The sequence below is a fragment of the Klebsiella grimontii genome (assembly GCF_900200035.1).
GTDB lineage: Bacteria > Pseudomonadota > Gammaproteobacteria > Enterobacterales > Enterobacteriaceae > Klebsiella > Klebsiella grimontii.
Genome location: NZ_FZTC01000015.1, coordinates 360,799 through 377,384, shown reverse-complemented (window position 1 = coordinate 377,384; position 16,586 = coordinate 360,799). Strand labels below are relative to the sequence as shown.

The following is a 16,586-nucleotide window of genomic DNA, read 5'->3' as shown; positions in this document are numbered from 1 at the left end:
GGTTCTGGACTTGGGATGATGCGTGTTTATATAGCAATTGAGACAATCTATCGAGGCTGATAATACAATTTTTGAGGGAAGCCATGGCAATTTCAAAAGAAATGAGAAAGCTTATAAATAAATGGAAAACAGGAACATCTTGGCCAAAGCGCCTCGAATGGCTTGAAATTAAAGGCATAAGGGGATGGTCTGGGCAAAGGGTTGATATACAATTTCCTATTGTAGCCCTTGTCGGAGAAAACGGGTCTGGTAAAAGCACAGTTCTGCAATGTGCAGCATCTGTTTATAAAGACAAGAAAAAACGGTTCGCATCTTTCTTTTTCCCTGACACCCCGTTTGAAAAAATTCAAAGTGCCTATATTCGTTATTCTTATAGGGAAGGACACAACTCATTAGTTAAATCGATTAGAAAGCCAACCAATCGATGGATTGGTAATCCTGATAGACCTGAGAGAAGAGTTGAATATGTAGATTTAAGCAGATTACAGCCAGTCAATGCTCGTCTGGGTTACCTGAAATTGCTTAAAGGTGGTTCCACAGAGCAGTCTCATGAAGCATTCGATCAGGAAAGGCTTGACAGGTTAAAAAATATTATAGGTAAAAGTTATACTGCGGCAGGGTTATCGATAACAACAATTGATGCTAAAAGGCCAGTCACTGTAATTTCAAATGAGGGAACCAGATATTCAGGTTTTCACCAAGGCGCTGGGGAGATAACGGCGACCGAACTAATTGCGGTCGATTATCCAAAATATGGACTTATTTTAATTGATGAAATAGAAACATCCCTACATCCTCGAGCCCAGCGCCGCTTAATGCGTGATCTGGCCAACCTTGCAAGAGAAAGAGAGCTTCAAATTCTCATCACAACTCACTCTCCATATATTCTCTCTGAGCTTCCTCCAGAGGCGCGTATTTATCTCATGAATGGCGTTGAAGGGAAAACAGCAGTAAGCGGTGTAAGTCCGGAATTTGCCATGACAAAAATGGATGAGGAAAATCATCCTGAGTGTGATGTATTTGTGGAAGATAATGTAGCAAAAACATTAGTTTCAGAGGTTATCGCCAGTTCCAGGGAGCGTGAGTTATTATCTAGGGTTATGATTATTCCTTTCGGAACCGCAAGTGTTGGCATGGCGTTAGGGCAAATGGCTCACAATAATCGCTTCCCCAGAACTACTGTAGTGTATCTCGACGGGGATCAATCTCCAGCACCAGGGTGTGCTATATTGCCAGGAGACGACGCCCCGGAAGTCGTGGTTTTTAACGCACTGCAAGAGAGGGGGTGGCCGAATATTTCAGAAAAAATTGGAAGGGAACCTGCTGAAACAATCGATGCTCTTAATGCATCTATGAGCAATGCAGACCATCACGGCTGGCCGAGAGCTGCAGCAAATTCATTAAATATTGGATCAGATATACTTTGGCATGCCATGTGCTCATCATGGGCAAAAAACTGCATGAGCGCAGCCGACCTTGATTCTGTGCTGCAGCCAATTGTTGATGCAATGGAGTCTGAACGCTAACAACCACGCTCTGTAGAGAGTTGTGAGCGTCGCTATACACGCACTGCCCGGCCACCGCGCCGGGTTTTTAATGCCCTACTCTTCCTTCAACATCAGCACGTCCAGCGCCAACTCCACTGCCAGATCTGCCTAGTCTCCCTGCCACATCACCTGAATCATCTCAATAATCGTGCTTTTTGAGATACTTTGCTTCTCAACCAGCAGCTGCATAACCGCTATCCCAATAACCTGCGCTATCTGCGTTCTGCGCGTGCATCTCCGCGAAAAACTCCCCCTTATTCGACATGACCGTCGCCATCATTGATGTTTTCTTGAGCATGAAGGCACGTTTTACAAAAATAAATAACCAGTAAAAACAACCATATAAAACCACAAGAAACAAACAAACAACTATTGTTGTTGACTATAAAACAACTTTGGTTTTAAATTATTTCATCCAAACAACACCGGCAACGCCGGACGTAAGTCAAACGCTCAGCTGGCCGGCTTTAAGGCAGAGGTGAAGGATGATCCGCGAAGAAGATAAAACCGAGTGGTTTAAGTTTCTGGCACACGCATTCGCCATCGTCGTATGCGTACTGGTAGCAAGCGCGCTCTGTCTGATACCTGGTGGTACAGCATGAGCAGAAACGGCATGCGCTCACTGGTTATCGTGCTGATTGTGATGATGGTTCTCTGGTCAGCGGTGGTTATCAACATTATGCATTTCACGGGGGTGTTCAATGGCTAAAGCAATTCCTAACAACGGACGAGCCGTGATGATGCGCAATCGCCGCACCGGCGCCGCCTGGCTTGTTAGCTTCGACTATCGCGATGGCAGCTACTGGCATGAACCTCAGGGCAATCTGCGCCACATTCGCAGGCCGTACGCATCACGCAGCATTGAGCCAAACCTGGTGCCAGCCGGGACGCATTAACCCGCGCATATCAGCGCAAGAATTTAACTGAGCTATCAGGCGGCTTTTATCGCGCCGGGGATTCTTACAACCAAATTTCAGGAGAGAGCTATGGCGGCTTATCACGTTCAGGACCGGATTGAAGAGCAATCCTGGAACCAGCATTACCAGCAGCTGGCGCGCGAAGAGAGAGAATCAGAGCTCGCTGATGACATGGAGAAAGGCCTACCTCTCCGTCTGCTGGAATCGCTGTGCATCGACGAACTTCAACGCCGCGGCGCCAGCAAACAGGCGATTAGCCGCGCATTCGACGATGACGTGGATTTTCAAGATCGGATGGCAGCTAACGTCCGCTACATGGCTGAAGTTATCGCCCGGCATCAGCTCAACATTGAAGAGGAGCAATAATGTCCACTCAACTCATCGAACAGGTATTTAGCCTGGTAAATCCACTAAAGGCTGAATTCGAGCAGGTTTGCTCTGAACCTTCCATCAATTTCAGGCGTGAATCTGAGTTCGCAATGCAGATTTTCGCCAATAACGACTACCTGGCTAAAGTCGCCATCGGCAATCCGGTTAGCACCAGAAGTGCAGTAATGAATGTTGCCGGGATCGGCGTGTCCCTTAATCCGGCTCAGAAGCTGGCTTATCTGGTGCCGCGCAAAGGGGCTATCTGTCTCGACATCAGCTACATGGGCCTGATGCACATTGCGCAGCAATCCGGGGCTATCAAGTGGTGCCAGTCGGCAATTGTCCGTAAGAACGATCAGTTTCACCGTGAAGGTCTGGATAAGCCACCGGTTCATATTTACAACGATTTCGACACTGCAGAACAGCGCGGCGACATTGTAGGTGCCTACGTCGTTATCAAAAGCGACGACGGCGACTACCTGACTCACACGATGCGCATTGCTGATATCTACGCGATTCGAGACCGCTCAGAAGCATGGAAAGCCTACAAGAACAAAGGCACATCATGCCCGTGGCTCACAGACGAAGAGCAGATGATCCTCAAGACGGTTGTTAAACAGGCTGCGAAATATTGGCCACGCCGTGAGCGCCTGGACGCGGCTATAGACCACGTGAACACCGAAAGCGAAGAAGGTATTAACTTTTCCGCACAACGCCAGCCTGAACGCGATGTTACCCCGGCAGAAACAGCAATCATCAAAGAGATTAACGACGTTCTTATCACGATGAATAAGACATGGGATGACGACCTGCTGCCTCTGTGTTCAAAAATATTCCGCCGTGACATTCGTGAATCATCAGAACTGACTCAAGAAGAGGCCGTTAAGGCTCTCGGATTTCTGAAAAATAAGGCGGCCGCATGACACCTGAAATCATCCTTGCACGCACCGGCATTGACGTTACCCGCGTTGAACAGGGCGATGAAGCCTGGCACCGCTTGCGCCTCGGCGTCATAACCGCCTCAGAAGTTCACAACGTCATTTCAAAACCGAGATCTGGCACAAAGTGGACTGACATGAAAATGTCCTATTTCCACACGCTACTCGCAGAGGTTTGCACCGGCGCGGCGCCGGAAGTTAACGCCAAAGCTTTGGCCTGGGGGAAACAGTATGAGGCCGACGCACGCACCCTATTTGAGTTCACCACCGACGTGCAGGTAACCGAGTCGCCGATCCTCTTCCGCGACGAAGGAATGCGCACCGCCTGCTCACCTGACGGCCTGTGCAGTGATGGTCGCGGCCTTGAGCTGAAATGCCCTTTCACCTCTCGCGACTTCATGAAATTTCGGCTTGGCGGCTTCGAGGCTATCAAATCCGCCTACATGGCCCAGGTGCAATTCAGCATGTGGGTAACCGGGAGGGATGCCTGGTATTTCGCGAATTATGACCCTCGCATGAAGCGAGAAGGCATTCATCACGTGGTTGTTGAGCGCGACGACAAATACATGTCCGACTTCAACGAAATGGTGCCGGAGTTCATTGAGAAGATGGACGAATCGCTGGCGGAGATCGGCTTCATCTTCGGGGAGCAGTGGAAATGAAAACTCACCACGACGGAATCACCGTTGGCAGTGCCACTCTGCCCTATTCCATTAATCGCCGGGGATGGATCGCACCAAGCGGCGACGTTATCAAAAACCCATTAAAGGCTCAGCGGCTGGCTGAGCTGATGAACAGTAAGAAGGTGGTGGCATGAGCGGAAAATACTCACTGATTTATGCCGATCCGCCCTGGGCTTATGGGAACACAATCAGCAACGGAGCCGCAGTGGACCACTATTCGACAATGCAACTCATCGACCTGAAGCGCCTACCAGTGTGGGAACTGGCTGCCGAAAATGCGGTGCTGACGATGTGGTACACCGGCACCCACAACCAGGAGGCGATCGAGCTGGCCGAGGCCTGGGGCTTTACGGTGCGCACTATGAAGGGCTTCACCTGGGTGAAGCTGAACCAATTAGCCGAACTGCGCATTACCAAGGCCCTGGCAGAGGGAGATGTGACCGACTTTTACGACTTCCTCGACCTGCTGAATGCCGAGACGCGCATGAACGGCGGCAACCATACCCGCGCCAATACCGAAGACGTGCTGATCGCCACCCGCGGCGCCGGGCTGGAACGCAAGCACGCTGGCATTAAACAGGTGGTTTACAGCCCACTCGGCGCGCACAGCGAGAAACCGTGGGAAGTTCGGCACCGTCTGGAGTTGCTCTATGGCGACGTGCCGCGGATTGAGCTTTTCAGCCGTAGCGCGGCGCCAGGCTGGCATCACTGGGGAAACGAATGTTCCTCCAGTATAACCCTCACCCCAGGAATGGTTGGACCATCAGAATCGACACCGGAGGGTTATGCAACAGATTGCGCAATTTGGCCGGCAGAGGTCGAGATGGTTTTCAGTGCCGTTGAACATGACGGCGCCATTACTGAAAAAAACAAGCGGAAGCTCAAATTTCACATCAACCGCATGTGGTTAGAGAAAACACCCATTCCTCAAATAGTCGTGTCCGCGCGGTCGTTAATCGCAACAATGGAGAGAAGCTCGTGAAAGAAATCATCGTTGACAATTTTGCCGGTGGAGGCGGGGCAAGTACGGGTATTGAATTGGCGATTGGCCGCAGCGTGGACATTGCGATTAACCACGACCCGAATGCCGTTGCTATGCACACTACTAATCACCCGGACACTCTGCACTACTGCGAAAGTGTGTTTGATGTTGACCCGGCAACAGCGACCGCAGGTAAACCGGTTGGCCTTGCCTGGTTCAGCCCTGACTGCCGACACTTCTCAAAAGCGAAAGGCTCAAAACCGGTTGAGAAAGAGATTCGCGGGTTGGCATGGATCGTCATTCGTTGGGCTCTGTCCGTTCATCCGCGGGTGATGATGCTGGAGAACGTGGAGGAGTTCAAAACCTGGGGTCCGCTGCTGGCCGGGGAAATGCGCCCTGACCCGGCACGCGCCGGTGAGACGTTCCAGGCGTTCGTTGACATGCTGAGCACTGGCGTACCGGCGGATCATCCTGCATTAATAGAGTGCTGCGACTTCCTGCAACTATCACCTGACAGCGCACAGGTCAAGCGTCTGGTAGCCGGTCTCGGTTATGACGTGGGCTATCGCGAGCTGCGCGCGTGCGACTATGGCGCGCCCACTATCAGGAAACGCTTTTTCATGGTTATGCGCCGTGACGGTCAGCTGATCGTCTGGCCTGATATAACCCATGGAGATCCGAAGTCGCCAGCGGTTCAGGCTGGCAGCCTGGCGCCGTGGCGCACAGCCGCGGAGTGTATCGACTGGTCAATTGGCGCTCCGTCAATCTTTGGTCGCAAAAAGCAGTTGGCTGTGAACACCCTGAAGCGCATCGCCAGAGGCATTCAGCGCTTTGTCCTGGACAATCCAACACCGTTCATTGTGAAGTGCAATCACACCACGACGAAAGGTCAGTACGATTGTTTTCGTGGGCAATCGCTGGCTGAGCCGCTGCAGACGATCACGAAAACCCACGGCTACGCAATTGCGGTACCTCATCTGACAAAATTCAGAACAGGGGCCACCGGGCAGCCAGTTACCGAACCGGTACCGACAGTGACCGCCGGCACGTCCAGGCGTCCGGGCGGGAATGGTCATGCGTTGGGGATTGTTGAAGCAGAGTTGGCGCCGTTCCTGGCTGGCACTGGCGGCAGCGAGTACCAGGCTAAACCACGCCCGCTCGATAAACCCGCTCACACCATCCTGAAAGAATCGCGCGCCTGTGTCGTCGCTCCGGTTATCGCCCGGCAGTTCGGAGCCAGCACAGGACATCGAGCAGATGAGCCTAGCGCAACAATCACCGCGGGCGGCGGTGGTAAATCGCAGCTGGTTGTGCCGACACTTATTCAAATGGGGTACGGTGAGCGCCCCGGGCAGGAGCCAAGAGTGCTGCAACTGGGCAATCCGCTGGGAACCGTTACAGCGGGTGGAAATAAGTTCGCCACGGTTAGCGCGTTTCTGGCTAAGCATTACGGCGGGAATTATCAGGGCGCCGGCGTGGGGCTGGATGAGCCTGCGCATTCAGTAACGACTGTCGATCACCACGCATTAGTCGCTTCTCATCTGGTTAAGCTGCGCGGTACCTGCCGAGACGGCCAACCCACTAACGAACCGATGCCGACCATCACAGCCGGCGGCCAGCACGTGGGGGAGATTAAAACGACACTAGCGGTCGAGGACTACGACGAAGAGCGCGCGCAGCAGGTGCTGGCGTTCCTGCGGGAATACTGCGGGGAGGACTGCACCGGGCTGGTGGAAATCGACGGCGTAACGTATCGCATTGTTGATATTGGGATGCGCATGCTGCAACCGCATGAGCTCTATCGCGCGCAGGGCTTCCCTGAGTGGTACATCATTGACCGGGACTACCGCGGCATAAAATACGCAAAAGATAAGCAGGTGGCACGCTGCGGCAATGCTGTCCCACCTCCTTTTGCTGAGGCTCTGGTGATGGCGAACTTACCGGAAATGTGCGCAACCAAAAGATCGGAGGCAGCATGAGCGCAGAAATCATCGATCAGGCCAATGAGCTGGCGCAGCGCCGGCTTGAAATGACCATCCAGAACATGCGCATCAACCATAACGCTGTTTCGGCTACTCACTGCTGTGATTGCGGGGAAGAGATACAAGAACAGCGCCGGGAGGCGGTGGCGGGCTGCCAGCGCTGCGCTGACTGTCAGGAAGAAGATGAATTGCGCGGTAAGCACCGGAGGTGATATGGCGTCAGACAAACCGATAACAGCTCAGCAGGCCGCCGACTTACTCATCGTGTCGGCGCGGGTAATCTACCGCCTGATTGAGTCAGGAGAACTCGCCGGCCGCAAGGTCGGCAACAAGTACAGAACGACCGAAGCGGCATGTATTGCGTATTTGTCATCCCCGCAGGAAACTAAACGAGCGAACGCGGGTGAGCATAAAGGAGATATTTTATGTCCATCACCCTCAGAGGCGGCATGTGGCACTGTCATTTCTTTACGCCGTCAGGGAAAAGAGTTAGGCGATCTCTTGGTACGGGGGACAAAAAGCAGGCGCAGGAGCTCCACGATAAGCTAAAGGCTGAAGCATGGCGGGTTGACCAGATCGGCGACCTGCCTGTCAGAACCTTCGAAGAGTGCTGTATCCGGTGGCTGCGGGAGAAAGATCACAAGCGGTCGCTGGATGATGATAAAACCAAAATAGAGTTTTGGCTGCAGCATTTTTCCGGCCGCGACGTTTCGAAAATAACGGTGGAGGAAATTCACGAAGCCGTTAACGGGATGATTAACCGTAAGCACCTGCAGGTGTGGGAGAGTAAACGTGATGCCGCGTTGAGGAAGGGAAGGCCGGTTCCGGAGTACAAACCACGGCAGGTTTCACAGGCTACGAAGGCGCAACACCTTTCTTTCATTCGATCCCTTCTCAGGGCCGCGGCGAATGACTGGGGCTGGATAAAAACGGCCCCAGTTATCAAAACCCGCAAGCCAATCAGTAAGCGGATACGGTGGCTGACCAGAGAGGAAGCTGAGCGGTTGATCGAGTGCATGCCGGAGAGCATTAAGCCAGTGGTGATATTTGCACTGGCAACCGGCCTGCGCCGCTCAAACATCATCGGGCTTGAGTGGCAGCAGGTCGATATGCAGAGAAAGGTTGCATGGGTAAATCCGGAGAACGCAAAAGCGGGCAAGGCGATTGGCGTAGCTCTGAATGATACCGCATGCAGGGTATTAAGGGATCAGATAGGGAAGCACTCCCGGTGGGTGTTCGTTCACACCACGGCAAAACATCGCCCGGATGGAACGCTGACGCCCGCAGTGAGAAAAATGCGGGTGGATGACAATAACGCCTGGCGCGCCGGACTGAAAAAAGCGGGGATAGAGGATTTCCGTTTTCACGACCTACGGCATACCTGGGCGAGCTGGTTAATCCAGTCTGGTGTCCCGCTTTCTGTTTTGCAGGAAATGGGCGGATGGGAGAGCATCGAGATGGTGCGCCGATATGCTCACCTGGCACCGAACCATTTGACCGAACACGCGAGGAAAATCGACGCCATTTTTGGCGCTAGCGACACAAATACGACACAAGGAGGAAATCAGGCTGGACTAAAACTTGCGTAAGTTACTGTTTCTTAATGGTACGCCCTACAGGGTTCGAACCTGTGACCTACGGCTTAGAAGGCCGTTGCTCTATCCAGCTGAGCTAAGGGCGCATTGAGAAGCGAGCTTCATGATGTGCAATCGCCGGAATTATACGGTCCACGCCTGATGAGTCAATGTATTTTGCCGCGAAACTGCGCTTGCCCGTGCAGGCTGGCGGCTTATGCCGCAAAAGCAGTATAAAGTTTATCCAACCTTATGTTTCTGCACATTAACTTTTCTTCGGCTCTCGAGCTCCTTTTTGCGCTATTCGCGGCGCGGTCAGGCCCATTTTTAGGCCACCGCAGCGTCAAAGCAAGATAAAATCTTAAACGAAGACTGACAGCGGGGCTGGCTTCTGACAAAATATCGCCATCCCCCTTTCGTAAAGATACAGATGGAATCCTCTCTCTGATGGCAGCAAAAATTATTGACGGTAAAACGATTGCGCAGCAGGTACGCTCTGAGGTTGCGGAAAAAGTGAAGGCCCGCGTTGCGGCCGGATTTCGTGCTCCAGGGTTAGCCGTCGTGCTGGTCGGCAGCAACCCGGCATCGCAGATTTATGTCGGCAGCAAGCGCAAAGCGTGTGAAGAGGTAGGCTTCGTCTCCCGCTCGTACGATCTCCCGGAAACCACCAGCGAAGCGGAGCTGCTGGAACTTATCGACACGCTGAATGCCGATGAGGCTATTGATGGCATCCTGGTTCAGCTGCCGCTGCCCGCCGGCATTGATAATGTCAAAGTCCTCGAGCGCATTTCGCCGGACAAAGACGTTGACGGCTTCCACCCGTATAACGTGGGTCGTCTGTGCCAGCGCGCACCGCGCCTGCGTCCGTGCACCCCGCGCGGGATTGTCACGCTGCTTGAGCGTTACAATATCGATACCTACGGCCTGAACGCGGTAGTCATTGGCGCTTCTAACATCGTTGGGCGTCCGATGAGCATGGAGCTGCTGCTGGCTGGCTGCACCACCACCGTCACTCACCGTTTTACCAAAAACCTGCGTCATCACGTCGAAAACGCCGACCTGCTGATCGTGGCTGTCGGTAAACCGGGCTTTATTCCGGGCGAATGGATTAAAGAAGGCGCGATCGTGATCGATGTTGGGATTAACCGCCTGGAAAACGGCAAAGTGGTTGGCGATGTGGTCTATGAAGATGCCGCCGCGCGCGCGTCGTACATCACCCCGGTTCCCGGCGGCGTCGGCCCGATGACCGTAGCCACCCTTATTCAGAACACGCTGCAGGCGTGCGAAGAGTATCACGATATTCAGGAGGCCTGAGATGGCGAATTTTTCTTTAGGCAAACACCCGCACGTTGAGCTTTGCGACCTGCTGAAGCTGGAAGGCTGGAGCGAAAGCGGCGCGCAGGCGAAAATCGCCATTGCCGACGGTCTGGTCAAAGTCGACGGCGCGGTCGAAACCCGCAAGCGTTGCAAAATCGTCGCCGGTCAAACGGTCAGCTTTGAAGGGCAGAGCGTTACCGTTACCGAGTAAAAAGTTAAGGCGCCGCAACCGGCGCCTTAAATTTATCCCCATCCGGGAATTAGACCCTATGGTCAGCGCCTGATGCACAGGCCTGAGTATGGGCAAAAAAATGCCGGGGATAGCCCCGGCAAAAAGAGAGAATGAGACTACTTCCGGCGCCAGGTGGTACCCTGCGGGCCATCTTCCAGCACAATGCCCATCTCGTTGAGACGGTCACGCGCGGCATCCGCCGCCGCCCAGTCTTTCGCTTTACGCGCGTCCAGACGCTGCTGGATCAAAGACTCGATTTCCGCCACTTCGCCGTCGTCCGCCTGCGCGCCGCTCTGCAGGAAGGCGTCCGGCTCCTGCTCCAGCAGACCCAGCACCGAAGAGAGCTTACGCATATGCGCCGCCATCGCGTTGGCCGCGGCGGCATCTTCGGTTTTCAGGCGGTTAACCTCACGGGCCATATCGAACAGCACCGAATAAGCTTCCGGGGTGTTGAAATCGTCATCCATCGCTTCGATAAAGCGCGCTTCAAACGCCTCGCCGCCGGACGGCTCTGCGGTTTTATCGGTTCCGCGCAGCGCCGTATACAGACGCTCCAGCGCGGAGCGCGCCTGCTTTAAGTTCTCTTCGCTGTAGTTCAGCTGGCTGCGATAGTGGCCGGACATCAGGAAGTAGCGGATAGTCTCCGCGTCATAGAACTTCAGCACGTCGCGCACGGTGAAGAAGTTGCCCAGCGATTTTGACATTTTCTCGCGGTCAACCATTACCATCCCGGAGTGCATCCAGTAATTCACGTACTCGCCGTCGTGGGCGCAGGTGGACTGAGCGATTTCGTTTTCATGGTGCGGGAACATCAGATCCGACCCGCCGCCGTGAATATCAAAATGGTTGCCCAGCTGCTTGCAGTTCATCGCGGAGCACTCAATGTGCCAGCCCGGACGGCCCGCGCCCCACGGCGACGGCCAGCTCGGCTCGCCCTCTTTCGACATTTTCCACAGCACAAAGTCCATCGGGTTATGCTTGACGTCGACAACATCAACGCGCGCGCCGGCCTGCAGCTGGTCGAGATCCTGACGCGACAGCTGACCGTAGTTCGGATCGGTCGGTACGTCGAACATCACATCGCCGTTATCGGCGACATATGCGTGGCCTTTGGCGATCAGCTGCTCGGTAATCTCAATGATTTCCGCAATATGGTGGGTAGCGCGCGGCTCCATATCCGGGCGCTGAATATTTAAGGCGTCGAAATCTTTGTGCATCTCGACGATCATACGATCGACCAGCGCCACAAAGCTCTCGCCGTTCTCATTAGCGCGCTTGATGATTTTATCGTCGATGTCGGTAATATTACTCACGTATTTCAGTTTGTACCCCAGGAAACGCAGGTAGCGCGAAACCACATCGAAGGCAACAAAGGTACGAGCATGGCCAATGTGACAGAGATCGTAAACCGTAATACCACACACGTACATGCCGACTTCCCCGGCATGGATAGGTTTAAATTCCTCTTTCTGGCGCGTCATTGTATTAAAGATTTTTAACATCGAAGATTCCATGTAAACACGTGTGTGGTTGAAAACCGGGTATTCTACCCGTAATTCAAACCCGAATCAGCACACAATGCAAGGTGATCGCATCCTGCGGTTATGCTATAACAGCCCCCTATATCTCACCCGACTCCGGGTGCAGGCACCACAATCATCGGAACAGGATGCAAAAATGGTTACTTTCCACACCAATCATGGCGATATCGTAATCAAGACGTTTGACGACAAAGCGCCGGAAACAGTTAAAAACTTCCTGGACTACTGTCGTGAAGGTTTTTACGACAACACTATTTTCCACCGCGTTATCAACGGCTTCATGATTCAGGGCGGCGGTTTTGAGCCGGGCATGAATCAGAAAACCACCAAATCCCCCATTCAGAACGAAGCGAACAACGGTCTGAAAAACACCCGCGGTACGCTGGCGATGGCCCGTACTCAGGCGCCTCACTCCGCGACCGCGCAGTTCTTCATCAACGTCGCCGATAACGACTTCCTGAACTTCTCCGGCGAAAGCCTGCAGGGTTGGGGCTACTGCGTATTCGCAGAAGTGGTTGAAGGTATGGACGTAGTCGACAAAATCAAAGCGGTATCCACCGGCCGCAGCGGCATGCACCAGGATGTGCCGAAAGAAGATGTTGTGATCAAAAGCGTTACCGTCAGCGAATAATTCGTGGCGACGCTTTTTATTGCGGATTTGCATCTGCAAACGGAAGAACCGGCGATTACCGCCGGTTTTCTGCGTTTTTTACACGGGGAAGCCCGCCAGGCGGACGCCCTGTATATCCTCGGCGACCTGTTTGAAGCCTGGATCGGCGATGACGATCCGAACCCGCTGCATCGGCAAATTGCCGCTGCGCTCAACGCGTTAGCCGAGTCTGGCGTCCCCTGCTACTTCCTCCACGGCAACCGCGATTTTCTCGTCGGTCAGCGCTTTGCCCGCGAAAGCGCCATGATCCTGCTGCCGGAAGAAAAGCTTCTCGACCTCTACGGGCGCAAAGTGCTGATTATGCACGGCGATACCCTCTGCACCGACGACGCGGGCTATCTGGCGTTTCGCGCGAAAGTCCACAATCCCTGGATCCAGCGCCTGTTTCTGGCCCTGCCGCTGTTTATTCGCCGCCGTATCGCCGCCAGAATGCGCGCCGACAGCAAAGCGGCCAACAGCAGCAAGTCGATGGAGATTATGGATGTCAATCCGCAGGCGGTGGTTGACGTCATGGAGGAACATCACGTCCAGTGGCTGATTCACGGGCATACGCACCGCCCTGCCGTCCATTCCCTGGAAGCCAACGGCAAAACCGCGTATCGCGTAGTGCTCGGCGCCTGGCACAGCGAAGGTTCCATGGTCAAAGTCACGCCAGAAGACGTCGAGCTGATTCATTTCCCTTTCTGATAGCCTGCAGGCACTATTCCGAAAAATCCCCTCAGGCAACTGAATTGCTGTCTTTCCTTGCTCCCGCCAGGTTAATTTTCCAGCAAACCTCTCTCAAGGAACGAGCATGCAAAAATGGAGTCAGCCCCTGATTTGGGGAATGGTCATCGCCGTCATCGGCCCGATTATGGCCAGCTTTTTTGGTCTGGCGTTTACCTATCTTGGAACGCTGAGCGTAGTCTGGTTCGCCATTTTATTATGGATTCTCTATTTTTACGCGATTTATCTGCTCTGCACACGGCCGCACGATGAGCGCTTTGTGCAGGTATACATGCTGATTATGAGTATTCTTATGCTGCCCTGGGGGCTGGTGCTGATTTTTACCTTTTTCGCCAGCGCGACCGCCGCCCATAACCGCCGCGTTTCATCGAATACCGACGAGACAAAAGTCGGCTAGCCATGCGTACGCAACCGTTTTCCTTGCCGTCAGTTCATGCTATTCTCTGTGGCCTCTAAAGCAGTGTGAAACACACCCACAGGAGTTTTAAGACGCATGTCTTCCCGCAATAATTCGGCGCGTATCGCCATCGTGATGGGGTCCAAAAGCGACTGGGCTACCATGCAGTTTACCGCAGAAATCCTTGATGCCCTGAACGTTCCGTACCATGTCGAAGTGGTCTCCGCCCACCGCACGCCCGATAAACTGTTCAGCTTCGCCGAAAGCGCGCAAGAGAACGGTTTTCAGGTGATTATCGCCGGTGCGGGCGGCGCGGCGCATCTGCCGGGTATGATTGCGGCGAAAACGCTGGTGCCGGTGTTAGGTGTACCGGTGCAGAGCGCAGCGCTGAGCGGCGTTGACAGCCTCTACTCCATCGTCCAGATGCCGCGCGGCATCCCGGTTGGCACGCTGGCGATCGGTAAAGCCGGCGCCGCTAACGCCGCCCTGCTGGCGGCGCAGATCATCGCCCAGCACGATGCTGAACTGCACCAGCGCCTCAGCGCCTGGCGTCAGGCGCAGACCGATGAAGTGCTGGATAACCCGGACCCGCGGGGTGCGGCATGAAGCAGGTTTGCGTTCTCGGCAACGGCCAGCTAGGCCGAATGCTGCGTCAGGCCGGTGAGCCGCTGGGTATTGCGGTCTGGCCGGTTGGTCTGGAAGCCGACCCGGAAGCGGTGCCGGTACAGCAAAGCGTGATCACCGCAGAGATTGAACGCTGGCCGGAAACCGCGCTGACCCGCGAGCTGGCGCGTCATTCCGCGTTCGTTAACCGCGACGTCTTCCCGATTATCGCCGACCGTCTGACGCAAAAGCAGCTGTTCGATAAGCTGGCGCTCGCTACCGCGCCGTGGCAGCTTCTGGCGGATAAAAGCGAGTGGCCCGCGGTGTTCGCCCGTCTCGGCGAGCTGGCTATCGTTAAGCGCCGCGTCGGCGGCTACGACGGTCGCGGCCAGTGGCGTTTGCGGGAAAACGAAATCGCGCAGCTGCCGGATGATAACTACGGCGAGTGTATCGTCGAGCAGGGGATTAACTTCTCTGGCGAAGTGTCGCTGGTCGGCGCTCGCTCCCGGGACGGCAGCACGGTCTTCTATCCGCTGACCCGCAACCTGCATCAGGACGGTATTTTACGCGCCAGCGTCGCTTTCCCGCAGGCAAATGCGAAGCAGCAGGCGCAGGCGGAACAGATGCTGACGGCGATCATGAATGAGCTGGGCTACGTTGGCGTAATGGCGATGGAGTGTTTCGTCACCGCCGATGGCCTGCTGATTAACGAACTGGCGCCGCGAGTCCATAATAGCGGCCACTGGACGCAGAACGGCGCGTCGATTAGCCAGTTCGAACTGCATCTGCGGGCGATCACCGATCTCCCCCTGCCGCCGCCGGTGGTAAACAGCCCGTCGGTAATGATCAACCTGATCGGTACCGATCTGAACTATGACTGGCTGAAGCTGCCGCTGGTGCATCTGCACTGGTATGACAAAGAGGTGCGTCCGGGTCGTAAAGTCGGACACCTGAACCTGACCGACAGCGATACCGACCGCCTGAGCGCGACGCTGGAAGCGTTGAAGCCGCTGCTGCCGCCGGAATACGCCAGCGGCATCGTCTGGGCGCAGGCGCAGCTGGCGTAATTCAGCCCCGGCTTGCGGCGCGCTGCGCCTTAGCCGGGCTACCAGAGAGGCACTCCCCCGTAGCCCGCACAAGGCGCCGCCCCCGGGGGAAAAGCGCACGCTATTTTACAGTCTGCGCCGCTGGTAAGTTTCGCCAACGCATCAGGGCTTGATACACGTTCCCGCCAATCCAGCCAGAGTGTCATCAATGCGCGACAGCGCGCCAATCCACGCCCGCTTGCCCCGGCGGCGAACGTAACCGCTGACCGCCGCGATTTTCGGCCCCATCGCGCCATCGTTGCGGGCAAAAGGCGCCAGCGCTTCCGGCGTCGCTTCGCGAATAGGCCGCTGCATCGGGGTGCCCCAGTGCTCATACACCGCATCGGCGTCGGTGAGGATCACCAGGCCATCGGCGTTAATCTGCTCCGCCAATAGCGCAGCCGCGAGGTCTTTATCGATCACCGCTTCCGCGCCGCGCCCGCACTCCAGCACCGGGATCCCCCCGCCGCCGCAGCAGATCACCGCATGACCTTCGCCCAGCAGGCGCTCAATCGACTCGCTCTCCTCAATCCTCACCGGAGTCGGCGAGGGAACCACCCGGCGCAGATATTTGCCGTCACGCTTCATCGTCCAGCCGTATTCGGCTTCAAGCTGCGCCTGTAGCTCAGGTTCGTAAACCGGACCAATAAACTTCTCCGGGGCTGAAAATGCCGGATCGTTCGAGGCTACCGCGATGCGCGTCATCACCGTCGAGACCGGCGGCATCAATGCTTCCTGCGCCAGGCGCTGGGCCAGCATATAGCCAATCATCCCCTGGCTCTCCGCCACCAGCACGTCCAGCGGGTAAGGTTCGACATCGCCATAAGCGAGGTTTTGCAGCGACAGCAGGCCCACCTGCGGCCCGTTGCCGTGGACAATCGCCAGCCGGTACTTCTGCGCCAGGCGCGCCAGCGCCGGAACCGCGCTATCAATATTGCGGTACTGATTTTCCACGGTCAGCGCTTCCCCGCGCTGCAATAAAGCGTTGCCGCCGAGGGCAACCACCAGCGTTTTCATGATTTT

General features: G+C 55.1%; 20 protein-coding genes, 1 tRNA gene and 1 pseudogene. 19 read left to right on the top strand and 3 right to left on the bottom strand.

Features of this window, described 5'->3' with window-relative positions; genetic code table 11:
* Nucleotides 1-83: 83 nt before the first annotated feature.
* The 12 genes and pseudogenes from KOSB73_RS09445 (at nt 84) to KOSB73_RS09395 (ending at nt 9,007) form a co-directional block, all read left to right on the top strand.
* The gene (locus KOSB73_RS09445; RefSeq protein WP_241185167.1) at nt 84-1,526 is read left to right on the top strand and encodes an ATP-dependent nuclease; all 1,443 of its coding nucleotides are present in this window, start codon (nt 84-86) and stop codon (nt 1,524-1,526) included.
* 619 nt (nt 1,527-2,145) lie between these two features.
* A complete protein-coding gene (locus KOSB73_RS31125; RefSeq protein WP_241185168.1) occupies nt 2,146-2,256 on the top strand; it encodes a hypothetical protein in 111 nt (36 codons plus the stop codon).
* On the top strand, nt 2,249-2,443 hold the full coding sequence (locus tag KOSB73_RS09440; RefSeq protein ID WP_048757281.1) for a hypothetical protein: 195 nt from the start codon (nt 2,249-2,251) through the stop codon (nt 2,441-2,443). The genes KOSB73_RS31125 and KOSB73_RS09440 overlap by 8 nt, the downstream gene beginning before the upstream one ends.
* A 90-nt stretch (nt 2,444-2,533) precedes the next feature.
* Entirely contained in the window at nt 2,534-2,830 is a 297-nt protein-coding gene (locus tag KOSB73_RS09435; protein ID WP_098140426.1) for a host-nuclease inhibitor Gam family protein, read from the top strand.
* Nucleotides 2,830-3,756 carry a recombinase RecT gene (locus KOSB73_RS09430; protein WP_098140425.1) on the top strand — a complete coding sequence of 309 codons (927 nt, stop codon included), beginning with the start codon at nt 2,830-2,832 and terminating at the stop codon, nt 3,754-3,756. The genes KOSB73_RS09435 and KOSB73_RS09430 overlap by 1 nt, the downstream gene beginning before the upstream one ends.
* The gene (locus KOSB73_RS09425) at nt 3,753-4,433 is read left to right on the top strand and encodes a lambda exonuclease family protein (RefSeq protein ID WP_098140424.1); all 681 of its coding nucleotides are present in this window, start codon (nt 3,753-3,755) and stop codon (nt 4,431-4,433) included. The genes KOSB73_RS09430 and KOSB73_RS09425 overlap by 4 nt, the downstream gene beginning before the upstream one ends.
* Entirely contained in the window at nt 4,430-4,588 is a 159-nt protein-coding gene (locus KOSB73_RS09420; RefSeq protein ID WP_098140423.1) for a DUF1317 family protein, read from the top strand. Before KOSB73_RS09425 ends, KOSB73_RS09420 begins: the two co-directional genes overlap by 4 nt.
* Nucleotides 4,585-5,205 (top strand): annotated as a pseudogene (locus tag KOSB73_RS09415) (MT-A70 family methyltransferase); the annotation flags it as partial. The gene KOSB73_RS09420 and the pseudogene KOSB73_RS09415, both read left to right, overlap by 4 nt.
* 227 nt (nt 5,206-5,432) lie before the next feature.
* Nucleotides 5,433-7,415, top strand: coding sequence for a DNA cytosine methyltransferase (locus KOSB73_RS09410; protein ID WP_098140421.1), 1,983 nt, complete (start codon nt 5,433-5,435; stop codon nt 7,413-7,415).
* Nucleotides 7,412-7,630, top strand: a complete 219-nt coding sequence (locus KOSB73_RS09405; protein ID WP_098140420.1) for a TraR/DksA family transcriptional regulator — start codon at nt 7,412-7,414, stop codon at nt 7,628-7,630. Before KOSB73_RS09410 ends, KOSB73_RS09405 begins: the two co-directional genes overlap by 4 nt.
* The gene (locus KOSB73_RS31120) at nt 7,602-7,967 is read left to right on the top strand and encodes an excisionase family DNA-binding protein (protein WP_098140419.1); all 366 of its coding nucleotides are present in this window, start codon (nt 7,602-7,604) and stop codon (nt 7,965-7,967) included. Before KOSB73_RS09405 ends, KOSB73_RS31120 begins: the two co-directional genes overlap by 29 nt.
* Complete coding sequence (locus KOSB73_RS09395) at nt 7,868-9,007, top strand: tyrosine-type recombinase/integrase (RefSeq protein WP_228305758.1); 1,140 nt, start codon at nt 7,868-7,870, stop codon at nt 9,005-9,007. The genes KOSB73_RS31120 and KOSB73_RS09395 overlap by 100 nt, the downstream gene beginning before the upstream one ends.
* Nucleotides 9,008-9,022: 15 nt before the next feature.
* Here KOSB73_RS09395 and KOSB73_RS09390 read toward each other — a convergent pair.
* Nucleotides 9,023-9,099, bottom strand: a tRNA-Arg gene (locus KOSB73_RS09390).
* A gap of 340 nt (nt 9,100-9,439) precedes the next feature.
* On the opposite strand from KOSB73_RS09390, the gene folD reads away from it, so the two are divergent.
* Together folD and ybcJ are read left to right on the top strand one after the other, a co-directional pair.
* Nucleotides 9,440-10,306, top strand: coding sequence for a bifunctional methylenetetrahydrofolate dehydrogenase/methenyltetrahydrofolate cyclohydrolase FolD (folD, locus tag KOSB73_RS09385; protein ID WP_004137856.1), 867 nt, complete (start codon nt 9,440-9,442; stop codon nt 10,304-10,306).
* Nucleotide 10,307: 1 nt separating this feature from the next.
* Nucleotides 10,308-10,520, top strand: a complete 213-nt coding sequence (gene ybcJ / locus KOSB73_RS09380) for a ribosome-associated protein YbcJ (protein WP_004099787.1) — start codon at nt 10,308-10,310, stop codon at nt 10,518-10,520.
* 137 nt (nt 10,521-10,657) lie between these two features.
* Here the strand turns inward: ybcJ and cysS are convergent, their stop codons facing one another.
* Complete coding sequence (gene cysS / locus KOSB73_RS09375) at nt 10,658-12,043, bottom strand: cysteine--tRNA ligase (protein WP_024358988.1); 1,386 nt, start codon at nt 12,041-12,043, stop codon at nt 10,658-10,660.
* Nucleotides 12,044-12,218: 175 nt separating this feature from the next.
* Between cysS and ppiB the strand changes: the two genes are divergently transcribed.
* The 5 genes from ppiB (at nt 12,219) to purK (ending at nt 15,545) form a co-directional block, all read left to right on the top strand.
* On the top strand, nt 12,219-12,713 hold the full coding sequence (gene ppiB / locus KOSB73_RS09370) for a peptidylprolyl isomerase B (protein ID WP_004130079.1): 495 nt from the start codon (nt 12,219-12,221) through the stop codon (nt 12,711-12,713).
* 3 nt (nt 12,714-12,716) lie between these two features.
* Nucleotides 12,717-13,439, top strand: a complete 723-nt coding sequence (gene lpxH, locus KOSB73_RS09365) for a UDP-2,3-diacylglucosamine diphosphatase (protein ID WP_098140417.1) — start codon at nt 12,717-12,719, stop codon at nt 13,437-13,439.
* A gap of 106 nt (nt 13,440-13,545) precedes the next feature.
* Nucleotides 13,546-13,875: a hypothetical protein gene (locus tag KOSB73_RS09360; RefSeq protein ID WP_004137860.1), complete on the top strand. Its 330-nt coding sequence runs from the start codon at nt 13,546-13,548 to the stop codon at nt 13,873-13,875.
* 96 nt (nt 13,876-13,971) lie between these two features.
* Nucleotides 13,972-14,481 (top strand): 5-(carboxyamino)imidazole ribonucleotide mutase, encoded by a 510-nt coding sequence (gene purE / locus KOSB73_RS09355; RefSeq protein WP_098140416.1) that lies wholly within the window; start codon nt 13,972-13,974, stop codon nt 14,479-14,481.
* Entirely contained in the window at nt 14,478-15,545 is a 1,068-nt protein-coding gene (gene purK / locus KOSB73_RS09350) for a 5-(carboxyamino)imidazole ribonucleotide synthase (protein ID WP_098140415.1), read from the top strand. The genes purE and purK overlap by 4 nt, the downstream gene beginning before the upstream one ends.
* 141 nt (nt 15,546-15,686) lie before the next feature.
* Here purK and KOSB73_RS09345 read toward each other — a convergent pair whose 3' ends face one another.
* On the bottom strand, nt 15,687-16,580 hold the full coding sequence (locus KOSB73_RS09345; RefSeq protein ID WP_004137866.1) for a carbamate kinase: 894 nt from the start codon (nt 16,578-16,580) through the stop codon (nt 15,687-15,689).
* Between the last annotated feature and the right edge of the window lie 6 nt (nt 16,581-16,586).